This window comes from Thiothrix winogradskyi (assembly GCF_021650935.1).
In the GTDB taxonomy this organism is placed as follows: Bacteria; Pseudomonadota; Gammaproteobacteria; order Thiotrichales; family Thiotrichaceae; genus Thiothrix; species Thiothrix winogradskyi.
Genome location: NZ_CP091244.1, coordinates 2,779,632 through 2,795,247, shown reverse-complemented (window position 1 = coordinate 2,795,247; position 15,616 = coordinate 2,779,632). Strand labels below are relative to the sequence as shown.

Below are 15,616 nucleotides of genomic sequence, written 5' to 3'. Positions count from 1 at the left end.
GTTTGAATACAATCAGTTTAACTTGATACTGGTGAATAAGGCGATTTGTCGGAAATAATTGACCTACTTGCGGTTCTCCCCAACCATGCCTCTGAGCGTCACCCACAAGGCAAAGGCATGGAAAACCCCAAACGTACCAACTACATCTTCGTCGATTTTGAAAATACTCAAGTGCATGATATTGGGTTGATTAGCGGCAAGCCTGTCATCTTGTTGTTAGTGATTGGCGATAAGCAAAAGCAGTTACCGATCTCGTTGATCAAGCAGCTATTGGCGCACGCCGATCAAGTGGGTTTGATCGAGGCGAATTGCGCGGGGAAAAATGCGCTGGATTTCGTGCTTTCCTTCCACGTTGGGCAATGGGCAAAGCAAGACCCAACGGGTTATTTTCACATTGTTTCTAAAGACAAAGGTTTTGACCCGCTGATCACGCATTTGAAGCAATTGAAAGTATCAGCGGCGCGGCATGATGAATTTGCCCAGATTCCGGTGTTTGTGGATCTTCCAGCGTTGCCTGTTGCTGACAAAATAACACTGCTGACTGAGCGTCTGACTAAGCATGTTGCCAACCGTCCAGCAACACGTAATAGCTTGATGTCGCACATTCATTCTATATTTGCCAAAAAGCTAACTGATAATGAGGTGATTGCTTTAGTGGAACAATTGGAGCAGCTCAAGCTCATCAAAATCAGCGCAGATAATAAAGTGAGTTATTTGATGCGTGTAATCCCGTCAGTCGAACCCATTGCATCTGAATAAAAATTAGGAATGTCTTCCGATTCCTGTCGGTGATGTAAACAGATTTTCACGCCGATATATACTAAACCGCGCTATAAAATAGCTTTCTATCATCAAGCATGAACCCCCCAAACGTATCAATGACATTCTGTTTGTTATTGTCAATTAGTTAATCTTATGTATTGGTTATTGGATCTTGTGTAATTATTAATATACAATGGCAATTACCAGTTAAACTTGTCCTTGCGAGGGGCAGGCTATGAATTCCTCACAAACCAATACCAATAAGCAAACGGACGTACCTGTTCGCTGTCCTTATTGCGGAAGCACATTTATATTATTTCGGCATCGCTCATGGTGGCAAAGGCTCTTGTACCCCAAGAAAAAGCTTTGTTATTGCCATGATTGCGAGAAAAAATTTTGGAGAAAGTCAGATTAATTGATTAATTAATTCTCTCAATTTAACCATTTCCGCAAACACCGACCCACTTCCGCAATCTCTTCCGCAAACACATTATGCCCCAACGGGTATTCTGAATACGCCGGAGCATACCCGCGTTCACGCAGCCAGCGACACGCCTTGAGTGCCAGCAAATCCGGCACAATCGTGTCTTGCTTGCCGTGGAAAATGTGGATTGGCAATTGCGCATTCGCCGCATTCAAGTCAACCGTATCGGTCGTAGCAAAATACGTCGATAGCGCCAGCAAGCCCGCCAGTGGTTTGGGGTAGCTCAGTGCGGATTGATACGCCACCGCGCCGCCTTGCGAAAAGCCCGCAATGACAATGCGCTCGCTGGGAATGCCGCGTGCGATTTCGCGCTCAATCAGCTTGCCCACTTCGTGGGCGGAGGTTTGCAATTGCGCCACATCCACCTTGCGGTCGAGGTCGATTTCCAAAATATCATACCAAGCGGGCATGACATAACCGCCGTTGACGGTTACTGGCAACGCTGGCGCATGGGGAAAAATAAACCGAATTCCGTGGTCAGGCGGCAAACCCAGTTCGGGAATGATCGGCACAAAATCGTGTCCATCCGCGCCCAAACCGTGCAGCCAGATGACCGCAGCAGTGGCGGGGGAGGTGGGTTCAACTTCAACAGCGGGCAAATAGTGAATAGGCGGTTGGTGTGGTGATTGTTGCATGTGGCATTCTCCTGATACTGTTGGCGCAACATAGCAATTTGACGCCAATCGAGCTACTTTTTTACAAAACCGGGAGAGCAAATGATGTTAACTAAACCGTTTTCTGAAGCGTGCGAAGAGAATAAAGCCCCCATTCTGGCGGTGCTTGCGCCGTTATTGCAGGATTGCCGTGCGGTACTGGAAATTGGCAGTGGCACGGGGCAACACGCGGTGCATTTCGCCGCCGCGATGCCGCATTTGGTGTGGCATACCAGCGATGTGGCGGCGCATCATGCCGGTATCCAGATGTGGTTGGATGAAGCGGGTTTGCCGAACACCCGTGTACCGCTGGCGTTGGATGTAGTACGCGATGCGTGGCCTGCGTTGGCAGTGGATGCGGTGTATTCCGCCAACACCGTTCACATCATGGGGTGGTCGGAGGTGGAGGCATTTTTCGCCGGGGTTGGCACATTGTTGCCCTCTGGTGGTTTGCTAGTGCTGTACGGCCCTTTCAATTACGAGGGGCAATACACCAGCGCGAGCAATGCACGCTTTGACCAGTGGCTGAAGCAGCGCGATCCGCGCAGTGGAATCCGGGATTTCGCCGATCTCAACCGCTTAGCGGAACAAGCGGGGATGCAGTTTCAACACGATTACACGATGCCGGTGAATAACCGCACGTTGGTGTGGCGGCGGGGGTAGGGGTTTGACATTCATGCCAAGTTGTTCTCGGCATCATGGTTTAACTCGCTGCCGCAACGGATTGCTTGGGTCTTGCTTCAACCGGAGAATATCCGCCCTGACTTCTGCTAGTGTCGGATTGCCCAACCATTGACTGCGTTCTTTAGTGTAGTTACCCCAACCTGTTTCGCTTTGCTGGAGAAAGCGCACCATGCCAACCGCGCCCAAGCCCTGAATGAGAACTTGGATGCCCGCCCGACGAATTTCATTAGGAGTCATTACTTGTGCGTTCATCAAATCACCTCTTGTAGCCATGCTAACGGATTTGCGACTTTAACCTTGATTTGCCCAACACATCGTTGCGCTCGCTTCAGTAGCTTGTCGTCTGTACTGAGAAAAATATCAACTTCAGCGATTTCAGCAAACGCAAGGTGCAATGCATCATACGTTGAAAACCCCAGTTGTTGGATTGCCTCGGATTGTTGAAAGATAGCATCCGTAAGTTCCAACCGTTCTGACGCACGACACTCCATCGACCACAAGCGTTCTTTACGTTCGTCACTCGGCGTATTGTTGATTTCATAAGCGACGACATCGCTGCTCACCCAATGCCAATCGCCCTGCTCAACCTGCTTAATAATAGCCAAGACAGCCTCAGCCTCAAGATGGATACGGTCTTGAGATTGATCATCAAACGGACGGTTCAGGCAACAAACATCAAGGTAAATTTTCATATTGAAAGCCTAACATGGATACAAACTTCGTGCATTAGGGTTGTCGTAGTTGAACAAGCAGCCTGAACTACTATGCTTTAAGCCTCATACCCCAACACCGGAGCCAACCACCGTTCCGCTTCCGCCAACGTCATCCCCTTACGCTTGGCATAATCCTCGACCTGATCCCGCGCAATCCGCCCAATCCCGAAGTACCGTGAATCCGGGTGGCTGAAATACCAGCCCGACACTGAAGCCGCCGGATACATCGCAAACGATTCGGTAATGATCATCCCCGTATTCGCCTCAACATCCAGCAACGTCCACAACGTGCCTTTTTCGGTGTGATCAGGGCAAGCTGGATAGCCGGGGGCAGGGCGAATCCCCTGATATTTCTCGGCAATCATCGCGTTATTATCCAGCGTTTCATCCGCCGCATAACCCCAGAATTCCTTACGCACGCGCTCGTGCATCCGCTCTGCCAAGGCTTCCGCCAAACGGTCACACAAAGCTTCCAGCATAATCGCGCTGTAATCGTCGTGCTTTTCGCGGAAGGCTTTCAAGTGCGCTTCAATGCCAAAGCCGGTACTCACCGCAAACACGCCCATCCAGTCCGCCTTACCCGATTCCACAGGCGCAACAAAATCCCCCAAACAGAAATTCGGCTGCTGCCCATTACGCTCCATCTGCATCCGCAAATTATGCAACACGCTCAAGGTTTGTGTACGGCTCTCATCGGTATACAACACCACATCATCGCCTTGCGCATTCGCCGGGAAGAACCCAACCACCGCTTTAGCCTGCACCCACTTTTCCGCCACCATCTGCTGTAACATCGCCTGCGCATCCGCATACAACTTAGTGCATTCCTCGCCCACCACCTCATCCGTCAGAATATCCGGGAAACGCCCCGCCAATTCCCAACTACGGAAAAACGGCGTCCAATCAATCCGCTCCACCAGTTCATCCAGCGGATAATCCCCAAACACAATGATATTCTTCCCCCCCTCTACCTCTGGGAGAGGGGGTTGGGGGGTGAGGGTCTTCGGCTTCGGCGGCGTATACCCCGCCCAATCCACCTGAAACTTATTCGCCCGTGCCGCCGCAATGCTCACCAACTTACGCTCAGTCTGATTCGCCGCCCGCTTCACGCGCACCTGCTCATATTCCGCCCGAATGCTCGCCACATAATCCGGCTTTTGCTCTTTGGAAAGCAATGCACTCGCCACACCAACCGCCCGCGACGCATCCGGCACATACACCACAATGTCGTTCTTAAACTGCGGCTCAATCTTCACCGCCGTATGAATTTTGGACGTAGTAGCCCCACCAATCAGCAACGGCACATGGAAATCCTGCCGCTGCATTTCCTTGGCAACATGCACCATTTCATCCAGCGACGGCGTAATCAGACCGGACAAGCCGATAATATCCACCTTCTGCTCACGCGCCACTTGCAGGATTTTTTCCGCCGAAACCATCACGCCAAGGTCGATCACTTCGTAGCTATTGCACTGCAACACCACGCCGACAATGTTTTTGCCGATGTCATGCACGTCGCCTTTCACGGTTGCCATCAGGATTTTGCCGTTGGCTTGCACTTCGTAACCGGCCTTTTCGGCTTCCATGAAGGGGTCGAGGTACGCCACCGATTTCTTCATCACGCGGGCGGACTTAACCACTTGCGGCAGGAACATTTTGCCCGCGCCGAACAAGTCGCCGACCACGTTCATGCCATCCATCAACGGGCCTTCGATCACCAGCAGCGGACGACCGAGTTTCACCCGTGCCTCTTCGGTGTCTTCGTTGACGAAGGCATCAATGCCTTTCACCAGCGCGTGTTCAAGGCGTTTTTCAACCGGCCATGAACGCCATTCGAGGTCTTCCTTCTTCACTTCAGCCGAGCCATCGCCTTTGTATTTCGCGGCAATATCCAGCAAGCGTTCGGTCGCAGCCGCGTCCTTGTTCTGGATTACGTCCTCAACCGCATCGCGCAATTCGGCAGGAATATCGTCGTAAATCGCCATTTGCCCCGCATTCACAATCCCCATATCCATGCCTGCTTTGATCGCATGGTAAAGGAACACGCTGTGGATGGCTTCGCGCACCGGATTATTGCCTCGGAACGAGAACGATACGTTGGAAACCCCGCCGGAAATGTGCGCGTGTGGCAGGTTCTGGCGAATCCAGCGCGTGGCTTCGATAAAGTCCACCGCGTAATTATTGTGTTCGTCGATCCCCGTGGCGACCGCGAAGATGTTCGGGTCAAAAATAATGTCTTCGGGCGGGAAGCCGACTTGTTCGGTCAAAATCTTGTAAGCGCGGGTGCAAATCTCGATTTTCCGCGCTTGCGTATCCGCTTGCCCTTGTTCGTCGAATGCCATCACGATCACTGCTGCCCCGTAGCGGCGTACCAGCTTGGCTTGTGCGATGAATTTCTCTTCGCCTTCTTTCATCGAAATCGAGTTAACAATGCCCTTGCCTTGGATGCATTTCAAACCCGCTTCGATGACTTCCCACTTAGAAGAATCGACCATCACCGGCACACGCGCAATGTCCGGCTCAGACGCAATCAAGTTAAGGAAGCGCGTCATTTCCTTTTCGGCATCCAACAAGCCTTCGTCCATGTTCACGTCGATGATTTGTGCGCCACTTTCGACTTGTTCTAACGCAACTTCGAGGGCTTCGGTGTAATTGCCTTCTTTGATCAAACGCTTGAATTTGATGGAACCCGTTACATTGGTGCGTTCGCCCACATTCACAAACAGGCTGTTTGCACCGATATTGAACGGTTCAAGACCGGAAAGGCGGCATTCTTTGGCAAGCGTTGGCAATTGGCGTGGTGCAATCCCTGCCACTGCGTCGGCAATGGCTTTGATGTGTGCAGGCGATGTGCCGCAGCAGCCGCCGACGATATTCAGGAAACCGCTTTGCGCCCATTCACGGATGTGGACTGCCATTTCCGCGCCATCCATGTCGTATTCGCCCATTTCATTCGGCAAACCCGCGTTGGGGTGGGCGGAAACGTGGGAAGCGCACACGCGGGACATTTCTTCGACATATTGACGCAGCAAATCCGGCCCCAGTGCGCAGTTCAACCCAAACGAAATTGCGTCAGCGTGTGCCAGCGCGTTGTAGAACGCTTCGGTGGTTTGCCCGGACAATGTACGCCCTGACGCATCGGTAATCGTGCCGGAAATCATAATCGGCAGTTCGATATTGTCTTCGTCGAACACCTGCTTGACCGCAAACACGGCAGCTTTGGCATTGAGCGTGTCGAAAATGGTTTCGATCAGGATAATATCCGCGCCGCCTTCGATCAGACCACGGGTGGATTCCATGTAGGCTGTGACCAGCGCATCGAAGGTGACGTTGCGGAAACCGGGGTCGTTCACGTCGGGGGAAATGCTGCAAGTGCGGCTGGTGGGACCGAGTACGCCTGCGACGAAGCGCGGTTTGTCGGGCGTGCTGTATTCGTCAGCGACGGAACGCGCCAGCTTTGCCGCTTCCACGTTGATTTCATACGACAGGTCTTGCATGTCGTAGTCGTGCATCGAAATTGTGGTGGCGTTGAAGGTATTGGTTTCGAGAATATCTGCGCCAGCGGCGAGGTATTCCCCGTGAATCGTGCGGATGACTTCCGGTTTGGTCAGCACCAACAGGTCGTTATTGCCCTTGATGTCCTTGTGCCAGTCGGCAAAGCGCGTGCCGCGATAATCGGCTTCTTCCAGCTTGTAGCGTTGGATCATCGTGCCCATCGCCCCATCAAGGATGAGGATGCGATCAGCAAGGGCGTTTTGTAGTTGGGTTGTGCGGTTCATGGTTAAGCCATCAGCAATTCAGTTAAGGCGCGTATCCTACCAGAATTGACGCACAGAACATAAGCTGTCTTATGGGAATGCGTGATGTATCTGGTATGTGTTTGGGGCGTAAGCGATTAATGGGTGCTGTCCAAACCGATTAACATTTTGGCGGATTCGGGCTATATTCCTGACGGGTGTTGACAACTAAATAATGGGAAGCCTTGCTCGTGTCGGATGTCGCAGATATTTTCGTTAGTTTTGCTCATGTGGATGATCAGCCGGTTGCCAATCAGCAACAGGGCTGGATTACGCATTTCACCAACGATTTGCGTGGCGAATTAAACCGTCGGATGGGGCGTAAAGACAATTACCATTTCTGGAAGGATTTCCGCTTGAAGGGTAATGATGCGGTCACGCCGGAAATCGAGCAGCAGGTGACGCAAGCAAATACGTTGGTGATTCTGTTTTCCACGGGCTGGATGGCTTCGCCGTGGTGTCAAAGGGAACTGGAACTGTTTCAAAGCAGTCATCCCGACCTTAGTAAGCGCATCTTCGTGATTGAGTTGGAGCGTGTAGCGATGCTAGATAAACCCGTCATTATCCGGGATTTGCTCAACTACCCGTTTTGGCGTGTGACCGATAAAGACCGGGTGCGGCAATTGGGTTTCCCCGTGCCGCAAGCCACTGACAGTGCTTATTACGAGCGGCTGGTGGATTTGTCGCATGATCTTGCCAATGCGATAAAATCGCTGCGAGCCAGTACAGCCGAACCCATCGAAGCGCCCAAAGCCACGGTGTATGTCGCGCCAGTGAATGATTCACTCTACAGCCAGCGTCAAAGTGTGATCAGTGAATTGCGCCAGTTCGGTATTGAATCTCTACCCCGTGCTAATTCGCACAAAGTTGCCGACATGGAAACACTGTTAACGCAATGTTCGCATTTTGTGCAATTGCTGGATGCAAACTACACGATGGGCGTTCCTTATGATCAGCATTTCATTGCCGATGCGGCGAAAAAGCCCATCCTGCAATGGCGTGACCCCAAACTCGATTATTCCGGCGGGCATGTGCCGGATGAACAGCGGCAGTTGCTGGGAGGCAAGACCGTGATTGCTGCGCCCTTATCCGATTTTATCCGCATGGTGCGCGAAGCGGTGTTGCCCAAACCCAAACAGCCCGATGACGAAACGCCCAAAGTGAACGGGGCGCAGATGGTGTTTGTCCATGCGGCGCAAGAGGATTATGGTCGGGCAGATAGTTTGGCGAACAAATTGTGCGACAAGGGGTTTTCAGTGGTTTTACCCGTTTATCAAGGTAAGCCCGAACGTATCCGCACAAGCATTGAACGTGGTTATCAGCGTTGCGATGTGTTGTTGATGTTGTATCTGCAAGCATCCCCGGAGATCGTGGATGAGTTTTTATATGATGCGCAGGCGGCAATCGTGAGGCGGGAGAGTAAGCCTAGAATTCTGATTTGTCAGGATGCCCAAGCAGAAGGTTTGTCCGTGCGTTTGCACGGTATGAAAACATGGGTGTGCCATAACAACTTTGACGAGCACTGTCTTGAGCAGTTTCTGGCGGAGGTGGAAGCATGAGCCGCCCGAAACTCCAGCCATACCCCGGTTTGCGGGCGTTTGAACGCTACGAATCGCGCATTTTCTTTGGGCGGCAGCAACAGGTCGATGATTTGCTGGCACGGCTTAAGCAACACCATTTCCTCGCCGTGCTGGGCGCATCCGGCAGCGGCAAATCGTCGCTGGTGAAAGCGGGGTTATTGCCGGGGCTGGAAAAAGGTTACATGGGCGAGGTCGGTTCGCGTTGGGCGATTGCCGAAATGCGCCCCGGTGATCAACCGTTTGTGCGGCTGGCGGAAGGGTTGTTGGCGGATAAGGTGTTTGAGGGAAGCTGGAATACCCTCACCCCCCGACCCCCTCTCCCGGAGGTAGAGGGGGAGAAAGAGAATACGGCACTTATCTTGCGCCCCTCTACCTCTGGGAGAGGGGTTGGGGGTGAGGGTTCTTTAGCGGCAGAATTACGCCGTGGCTCCCGCAGCCTGCACGAAATCCTCACCCACGCGCCGCTACCCGCAGGGACTCGCTTGTTGCTGATGGTTGACCAATTCGAGGAAATGTTCCGATTCCGTGAGCAGGAGGAAAATCAGGCGGCGGCATTCGTCGCGTTGTTGCTGGAGGCTTGCACCCACCCGGATGTGTACGTGGTTATCACCATGCGTTCCGATTTTTTGGGGGCGGCGGCGGAATTCCACGGCTTGCCGGAGGCGATCAATGACGGGCTGTACCTCACGCCGCGTTTGTCGCGGGAGCAGTTGCGTGATGCGATTAGCTTGCCTGCGCAATTGTTTGGCGGGTCGGTGGAAGACGCGCTGGCAAACCACCTGTTGAATGAGGCGGGCAATGACCCCGACCAGTTGCCGTTGTTGCAGCACGCACTGATGCGGCTGTGGGAAAATGACGCGGATAAAATCCTCACGCTCGCTGAATACCGGGGCTTGAGGGGGTTGCGCGGGGCGTTGAATGACCACGCGGAACAGGCTTGGCAGGAACTGGATGCTGACGGGCAAACGGTTGCCGAAGTGATGTTCCGCGCACTCACCGAACGTAGCAAGGATGGGCAGGACATCCGCCGTCCGCTCAAGGTGCAGGCGTTGCTGGATATGACAGGGGCGGATTTGCCGACCCTGACGCACATTGTCGATACCTTCCGCCAGTCGGGGCGCAATTTTCTGATGCCGCCACCGCAAGTGGCGTTGACGGCGGATACGGTGCTGGATATTAGCCATGAAAGCCTGATCCGCCAGTGGCAACGCTTGCAAGGCTGGGTGGCGGCGGAAGGCGACAAGGCGGCGATGTATTTGCGGCTGCTGGAGGGGGCGCAGCGTCATGCGGATGGGCGTGGCGAATTGTGGCGCGGCACGGATTTGGCGGTGGCGCGGGAGTGGCGGGAGAAGACGCAGCCGAATGGGGCTTGGGCGGGGCGGTATGCGCCTGCGGCGGATTACCCCCCATCCCCGACCCTTCCCCCGCAAGGGGTGAAGGGAGGAAGAGGGGAGAAAGAGGGCGACTTCAGCTTGGCGATGCGGTTTCTCAGTGAGAGTGAGGCAGAGGAGCAGCGTATCCGCGAGGCGGAGGAAGCGCGGCGCAAGGCAGAATTGGCGCGAGTGCGGCGGCAGTTCGGGTTTGCGTTGGTTGGTTTCCTGATTGCGGTGGGTTTGGCTGTGTTTGGCATGATTCAGCGCAACAAAGCGGAATCTGCCGAGCAAAAGGCGGTCAATGGTTTGTTCAATTCGACTGTTACCCATGCCTCACTGCTGACCAAGGTGGAAGATTTCGCGGCGACTGCCACCAAGCTGGACAGCACCCGCCCGCTGGATGCGGACATCCCCGCACCGCGCCGCCATGCCCGCGACCTGCTGGCGGGCTATACCGCCATCATGGGCGGGGCAGCGCAAGCCACCTTGCAGGATGGCGACAAGCCTTTGCCGCCATTGACTGGCGATGTTGCCATCAGCCCGGACGGGCATTGGCTGGCAGCCTCCGGCGAGCGCGGCACGGTGGCACTGTTTGAACGTGCCAGCAGCAAGCTGATGCAGAAGCTGGAGGGGCATGATCCAACCGCAGGCAGTACAGGAGATGCAAGGGATATTGTTTTCCACCCGAACGGGCAGTGGCTGTTTTCCGGCGGTGACGATGGGCAGATTATCCGCTGGGCATTGCCGCAGGCGGGGCAAGCCGCCAAGGTGTTGCAGCAGTGGCAGACAGACAGCAAGGTGCGGGCACTGGCGTTGACCCCGGATGGCAAGGTGCTGGCGAGTGGGCATGATGATGGCAAGATTCGGCTGTGGGAAAACGGAGAGGGGGAAGAGAAAGAGGGTTCGCCGAAGTTGTTGCGAGTAATGGAGGGGGATAAAAGTGCTATTTCTTATCATGGGTTGGCTTTTACTTCGAATGGAAAAATATTGATTGCTGGAAGTGGTGGCCGAATAGATATGTGGGACTGGGCTACTGGGAAAAGTCTGGACTCAGGCTCTTATTCTGGAATAGCGACGGCAGTTAATCTTGATGGAAGTGCTTTTGCAACAGCGAGCGGTAATACAGTCTCCCTTTGGGGGATAAAAGATGGCAAATATTGGTTCATTCGTGAATTAAAAGGTCATCAAAACACTGTATGGGGAATACAGTTTCTGGAGAATGGGCTGCTGGCTTCTGCCAGTAGCGACAACACCATCCGCCTGTGGGATGTGGCAACCGGCATTACCCAGCGCATCCTGCAAGGGCATACGGCGGGAGTTTTAGGTTTGGCATTGTGGCAGGAACAAGAAAGCGTGCTGCTGTACAGTGCCAGCAATGATGGCTCGGTGAAACGCTGGGGTGGGGAGTTGCCGGGGCAATGGTTGGTTGATTTGCCGGAGTCGAAAGCGGGCATATCCGCCGTTGTGTCACCCAATGGCAAACACGTTGTGGTGGGGTTAAAAGATGGTTCGATACAGGTTTATTTGTTGCCTGATGTTGGGCTGAAGCCCGACCCACAGCAGGAAATCAAAGATGCACATGATGATCAAGTGTTGCGTTTAGCATTCAATCATGATGGCTCTTTGCTGGCTTCCGGTAGCCATGACAATAAAGCCAAAATCTGGAAAGTAGGTGCTGATGGTCAATTAACGCTGGAGCGTACCATTGATGACCATAGCAACTCTGTTCATGCCGTCGCCTTCTCCCCCGACGATTCCCAACTCGCCACTGCCAGCTTTGACGGGCATATCGGCTTGTTTGATCTGGTGGGTGAGGGGAAACCGCAGTTGTTTGATGCGCATGATTCGCAAGTTAGTGCTGTTGGATTCGATTCTACGGGTAACCTGAGTTCGGGATAAGGTAAGGCGCAGCCTTTCATGGGAGAATGTGAGTAACCACACACAACATTGACCCCACCAAAGGCTGCTACTGAGATGCTAACACGGTTATTCTGTGCCATTGACGATTTTTGTCAGGACTTTCATCCCGAATGGAACAAAACGTTATTGACCCCGAAAGGCGGGCATCGTCGTCGCCACAGTGGTCTTGGCGATAGTGAAATCATGACGATTTTGGTGCATTACCACCAAGTGGGGTATCGTACTTTCAAGTGGTATTATGAGCGTCATGTCAAAGTATTTCTTAAGGGTCATTTCCCGCAACTCCCTAGTTATCAACGTTTTATTGAGTTAATGCCGCGTGTTCTTTTGCCACTAACCCTGTTTATGCAGCAACGCTGTGAAACGGGGCGAGGTATTGCCTTCATAGACTCTACCCCCTTGAAAGTCTGTGAAAATTTGCGTATTCCACGTCATCACACCTTTCGCAAAGACGCAGGCGGGGTAAATCGTCAACAGGCTGGTTTTATGGGTTCAAACTTCATTTGGTCGTGGATGACTGCGGCAATATTTTATCGTTTGCCATTACTTCGGGTAATACCGATGACCGTAAGCCCGTTCCCACGTTGCTGAAAAAAGTGGTCGGCAAAGTCTTTGGTGATCGTGGCTACATTTCCAAGGCATTGACAGAATCGTTGGCAGAGCAAGGGGTTGAATGGATTACCTCGCTGAAGAAAAACATGAAACCCGTGGCGCGTGACACGTTCGATACACTGATGTTGCGTAAACGGAGCATCATCGAAACCATCAATGATCAGTTGAAAAATATTTCACAAATTGAGCATTCACGCCACCGTTCACTCACTAACTATATGATTAACATCATTGCTGGCTTGGTGTCATATGCCTATCAAGATAAAAAACCAGCACTGGATTTAAAAACATCAGCATTGGTTGTGATCTAAATTGAGGGATGGCTTATCCCGAACTCAGGTTACGGGTAAATTGCTGATTAGTTCTGGCGCAGATGGGAAACTCAAGTTCTGGAGTGTCAATGGACAATCGCTGGAAAGAAATGAAACTGAATTTCAGGCATCAGATGTATTGATGTGGGCAAGCCTCAGCCCGGATGGTCAGCAACTCGCCAGTGTGGGACGCGAACAAACCGTCAGCGTCTACCCCACCAGCGGCACTGGTACACCCCTGCGCCTGAACGGGCATGAACAGACGGTGTACAAAGCCATTTTCAGCCCGGACAGCCGCCAACTGGCAACGGTGAGTTGGGACATGACCGTGCGGCTGTGGGACTTGGACACGCAAAGCGAACTGTTCCGTTTGCGTTTGCCGATGGAGTGGAACGGTAATCCCCTCTGGGACGTCGACTTCCGTTGTACGCCGACGGGTTGCTGGATTGCCGTGCCGCTCACGTCGGGGAAGCTGGCGTTGTATAACTTGGGGAAGATTGATTATTAAGTCTTGAACTGGGACTTAAGGATTAGCAGGATGTGCCGGGATTCTTATCTTGGTCATCCTTAAATCCTGAAAATCAAGGTTCAGACAACAAGAAGGCAGAAAAATGCAACTGATCAGTGATTTGTAGGGGCAGACCCCCGTGTCTGCCCTTCTTCAAGCAAAGAGGGTAGACACGGGGGTCTACCCCTACAGATGTTTCTTCCTACCCAATCACACCCTTCTCACGCAACAACGCCTCAATCTCCGGCATAATTGTCACGTCATCAATAGTGGAAGGCACCACATACGGCTGCCCATTCACCATCTGCCGCAAGCTCTTCCGCAAAGTCTTACCCGAACGGGTTTTCGGCAAACGCTTCACGATGTGCGTTTCTTTGTAGCAAGCAATCGCGCCAATCGCGCTGCGGATCATCTGCGTCAGTTCCTTCGACAAGGTTTCCTCGTCGATGTCCGCACCCGTTTTCAGCACGACCAGACCCATTGGCACTTGCCCTTTCAGGTCATCATCGCGTGCAATAACCGCGCATTCAGCAACAGACGGATGCCCGCCCACGACTTCTTCCATCTCGCCAGTAGACAAACGATGCCCTGCCACGTTCATCACGTCATCGACACGACCCATGACGAATACATAGCCGTCTTCGTCGATGTAACCGCCGTCGCCGCTGGCATAATAACCATCAAAGGTTTGCAGATAGCTGGATTTGAACTTCTCGACATCGCCCCAAATCGTTGCCAAACAGCTTGGTGGCAATGGCAATTTCAGCGCAATGAAACCCTGTTCATTTCTGCCCAATACCTGCCCGTTTTCGTCCAGAATCTGCACGTTGAAACCGGGGGTCGGCATGGTGGAAGAACCCAGCTTAACCGGCATTGGCTCGACACCTTGCAGGTTGGCAGTAATGCCCCAACCCGTTTCAGTTTGCCACCAATGGTCGATCACTGGCTTGCCGGTTTTTTCCATCATCCACTCTTGGGTCGGTGGGTCAAGGCGTTCGCCCGCCGAGAAGATGGTCAGCAAGCTGCTGGTATCGTATTGCTTGATCATATCCGCATTCGGGTCATCTTTCTTGATGGCACGGAACGCAGTTGGCGCAGAGAACAAGCCTTTCACGCCATACTCTTCGGTAATGCGCCAGAATGCACCCGCATCCGGTGTCATAACCGGCTTGCCTTCGTACACAATCGTGGTGCAACCGCGCAGCAGCGGTGCGTACACGATGTAGGAGTGCCCCACTACCCAGCCCACGTCAGACGCAGCCCAGAACACATCGCCGGGATTCATATTGTAAATCGCCTGCATACTGTAGTTCAGCGCGACAGCATGACCGCCATTCTCACGCACCACGCCCTTAGGCTTGCCAGTCGTGCCAGACGTGTAAAGAATGTACAGCGGGTCAGTGCCTTTCACCGGTACGCAATCCGCCGGAGTCGCCGTTGCCATCAACGCATCCCACTCGTAGTCACGCCCTGCAATCAAGGGTGAAATGGCTTGCGGACGTTGAAAAATAATGCAGCTTTGCGGCTTGTGTGCCGACAAATCAATCGCTTTGTCGAGCAACGGTTTGTACTCAATCACGCGCTTGATTTCGATCCCGCAAGAGGCAGAAATCATCACTTTCGGTTGCGCGTCTTCGATCCGCTGTGCCAATTCAGGGGCAGCAAACCCACCAAACACCACGGAATGGATTGCGCCCAAACGCGCCGTTGCCAACATGCTGATCACCGCTTCGGGGATCATCGGCATGTAGATAATAACGCGGTCGCCTTTTTCTACACCCAAACCAGCCAACATCCCGGCTGCGAGCGCTACTTCATCGCGCAATTCGCTGTAGGTGTAGGTTTTCTTGGTGTCAGTAACTGGCGAGTCGTAAATGATCGCGACTTGATCGCCACGCCCGTTTTCAATGTGGTAATCCAGTGCCATGTACGCAGTGTTCATTTCACCATCGGCAAACCAATGGAAAATGCCGTGTTCGTCTTGCGACAGGATTTTCTCAGGGGCTTTGAACCACTTCAGATTGTCAGCTTTCTCTTTCCAGAAACCTTCTGGATCGTTCATCGAGCGGTCGTATTCTGCTTGGTAACTCATCTTTTCTCTCCTCCGTAGCGAAGAAACCCCTCACCCCAACCCCTCTCCCTCAAGGGGAGAGGGGCTAAGAGGCTTTTTTCTTGTTCCCCCTCGCCCCTTGAGGGACGACCCTGTAAGGGGCTGGGTG

10 protein-coding genes and 1 pseudogene are annotated in these 15,616 nt (G+C 53.0%); 6 read left to right on the top strand and 5 right to left on the bottom strand.

Annotated elements, in window-relative coordinates; translation table 11 throughout:
* Positions 1-117 precede the first annotated feature (117 nt).
* Entirely contained in the window at positions 118-759 is a 642-nt protein-coding gene (locus L2Y54_RS14120; protein WP_236496934.1) for a PIN domain-containing protein, read from the top strand.
* Positions 760-1,194: 435 nt separating this feature from the next.
* Here the strand turns inward: L2Y54_RS14120 and L2Y54_RS14115 are convergent, their stop codons facing one another.
* Positions 1,195-1,881 (bottom strand): alpha/beta hydrolase, encoded by a 687-nt coding sequence (locus tag L2Y54_RS14115; RefSeq protein ID WP_236496933.1) that lies wholly within the window; start codon positions 1,879-1,881, stop codon positions 1,195-1,197.
* A gap of 81 nt (positions 1,882-1,962) precedes the next feature.
* Here L2Y54_RS14115 and L2Y54_RS14110 point away from each other — a divergent pair, with 81 nt between their 5' ends.
* Positions 1,963-2,562, top strand: a complete 600-nt coding sequence (locus L2Y54_RS14110) for a DUF938 domain-containing protein (RefSeq protein ID WP_236496932.1) — start codon at positions 1,963-1,965, stop codon at positions 2,560-2,562.
* A 33-nt stretch (positions 2,563-2,595) separates the two neighbouring features.
* Here the strand turns inward: L2Y54_RS14110 and L2Y54_RS14105 are convergent, their stop codons facing one another.
* The 3 genes from L2Y54_RS14105 to metH form a co-directional block, all read right to left on the bottom strand.
* On the bottom strand, positions 2,596-2,835 hold the full coding sequence (locus L2Y54_RS14105) for a hypothetical protein (RefSeq protein WP_236496930.1): 240 nt from the start codon (positions 2,833-2,835) through the stop codon (positions 2,596-2,598).
* Positions 2,835-3,275: a type II toxin-antitoxin system VapC family toxin gene (locus tag L2Y54_RS14100; protein ID WP_236496929.1), complete on the bottom strand. Its 441-nt coding sequence runs from the start codon at positions 3,273-3,275 to the stop codon at positions 2,835-2,837. Before L2Y54_RS14100 ends, L2Y54_RS14105 begins: the two co-directional genes overlap by 1 nt.
* 77 nt (positions 3,276-3,352) lie before the next feature.
* Positions 3,353-7,075: a methionine synthase gene (gene metH, locus L2Y54_RS14095; RefSeq protein WP_236496927.1), complete on the bottom strand. Its 3,723-nt coding sequence runs from the start codon at positions 7,073-7,075 to the stop codon at positions 3,353-3,355.
* Positions 7,076-7,284: 209 nt separating this feature from the next.
* On the opposite strand from metH, the gene L2Y54_RS14090 reads away from it, so the two are divergent.
* The 4 genes and pseudogenes from L2Y54_RS14090 (at position 7,285) to L2Y54_RS14070 (ending at position 13,397) form a co-directional block, all read left to right on the top strand.
* Positions 7,285-8,652 (top strand): TIR domain-containing protein, encoded by a 1,368-nt coding sequence (locus L2Y54_RS14090; protein WP_236496925.1) that lies wholly within the window; start codon positions 7,285-7,287, stop codon positions 8,650-8,652.
* The gene (locus L2Y54_RS14085; protein WP_236496924.1) at positions 8,649-11,945 is read left to right on the top strand and encodes an NACHT and WD repeat domain-containing protein; all 3,297 of its coding nucleotides are present in this window, start codon (positions 8,649-8,651) and stop codon (positions 11,943-11,945) included. The genes L2Y54_RS14090 and L2Y54_RS14085 overlap by 4 nt, the downstream gene beginning before the upstream one ends.
* A 75-nt stretch (positions 11,946-12,020) precedes the next feature.
* A pseudogene (locus tag L2Y54_RS21915) lies at positions 12,021-12,889 on the top strand (IS982 family transposase).
* Positions 12,890-12,929: 40 nt separating this feature from the next.
* Positions 12,930-13,397, top strand: a complete 468-nt coding sequence (locus L2Y54_RS14070; RefSeq protein WP_236496922.1) for a WD40 repeat domain-containing protein — start codon at positions 12,930-12,932, stop codon at positions 13,395-13,397.
* A gap of 202 nt (positions 13,398-13,599) precedes the next feature.
* Here the strand turns inward: L2Y54_RS14070 and L2Y54_RS14065 are convergent, their stop codons facing one another.
* Entirely contained in the window at positions 13,600-15,489 is a 1,890-nt protein-coding gene (locus tag L2Y54_RS14065) for a propionyl-CoA synthetase (protein WP_236496920.1), read from the bottom strand.
* Positions 15,490-15,616: the final 127 nt, after the last annotated feature.

Bases quoted from the DNA above. Each gene is read 5' to 3' on its own strand.
- L2Y54_RS14065 (WP_236496920.1), bottom strand. From the start codon at position 15,489: ATGAGTTACCAAGCAGAATACGACCGCTCGATGAACGATCCAGAAGGT.
- L2Y54_RS14085 (WP_236496924.1), top strand. From the start codon at position 8,649: ATGAGCCGCCCGAAACTCCAGCCATACCCCGGTTTGCGGGCGTTTGAA.
- L2Y54_RS14110 (WP_236496932.1), top strand. From the start codon at position 1,963: ATGATGTTAACTAAACCGTTTTCTGAAGCGTGCGAAGAGAATAAAGCC.
- metH (WP_236496927.1), bottom strand. From the start codon at position 7,075: ATGAACCGCACAACCCAACTACAAAACGCCCTTGCTGATCGCATCCTC.
- L2Y54_RS14115 (WP_236496933.1), bottom strand. From the start codon at position 1,881: ATGCAACAATCACCACACCAACCGCCTATTCACTATTTGCCCGCTGTT.
- L2Y54_RS14105 (WP_236496930.1), bottom strand. From the start codon at position 2,835: ATGAACGCACAAGTAATGACTCCTAATGAAATTCGTCGGGCGGGCATC.
- L2Y54_RS14100 (WP_236496929.1), bottom strand. From the start codon at position 3,275: ATGAAAATTTACCTTGATGTTTGTTGCCTGAACCGTCCGTTTGATGAT.
- L2Y54_RS14120 (WP_236496934.1), top strand. From the start codon at position 118: ATGGAAAACCCCAAACGTACCAACTACATCTTCGTCGATTTTGAAAAT.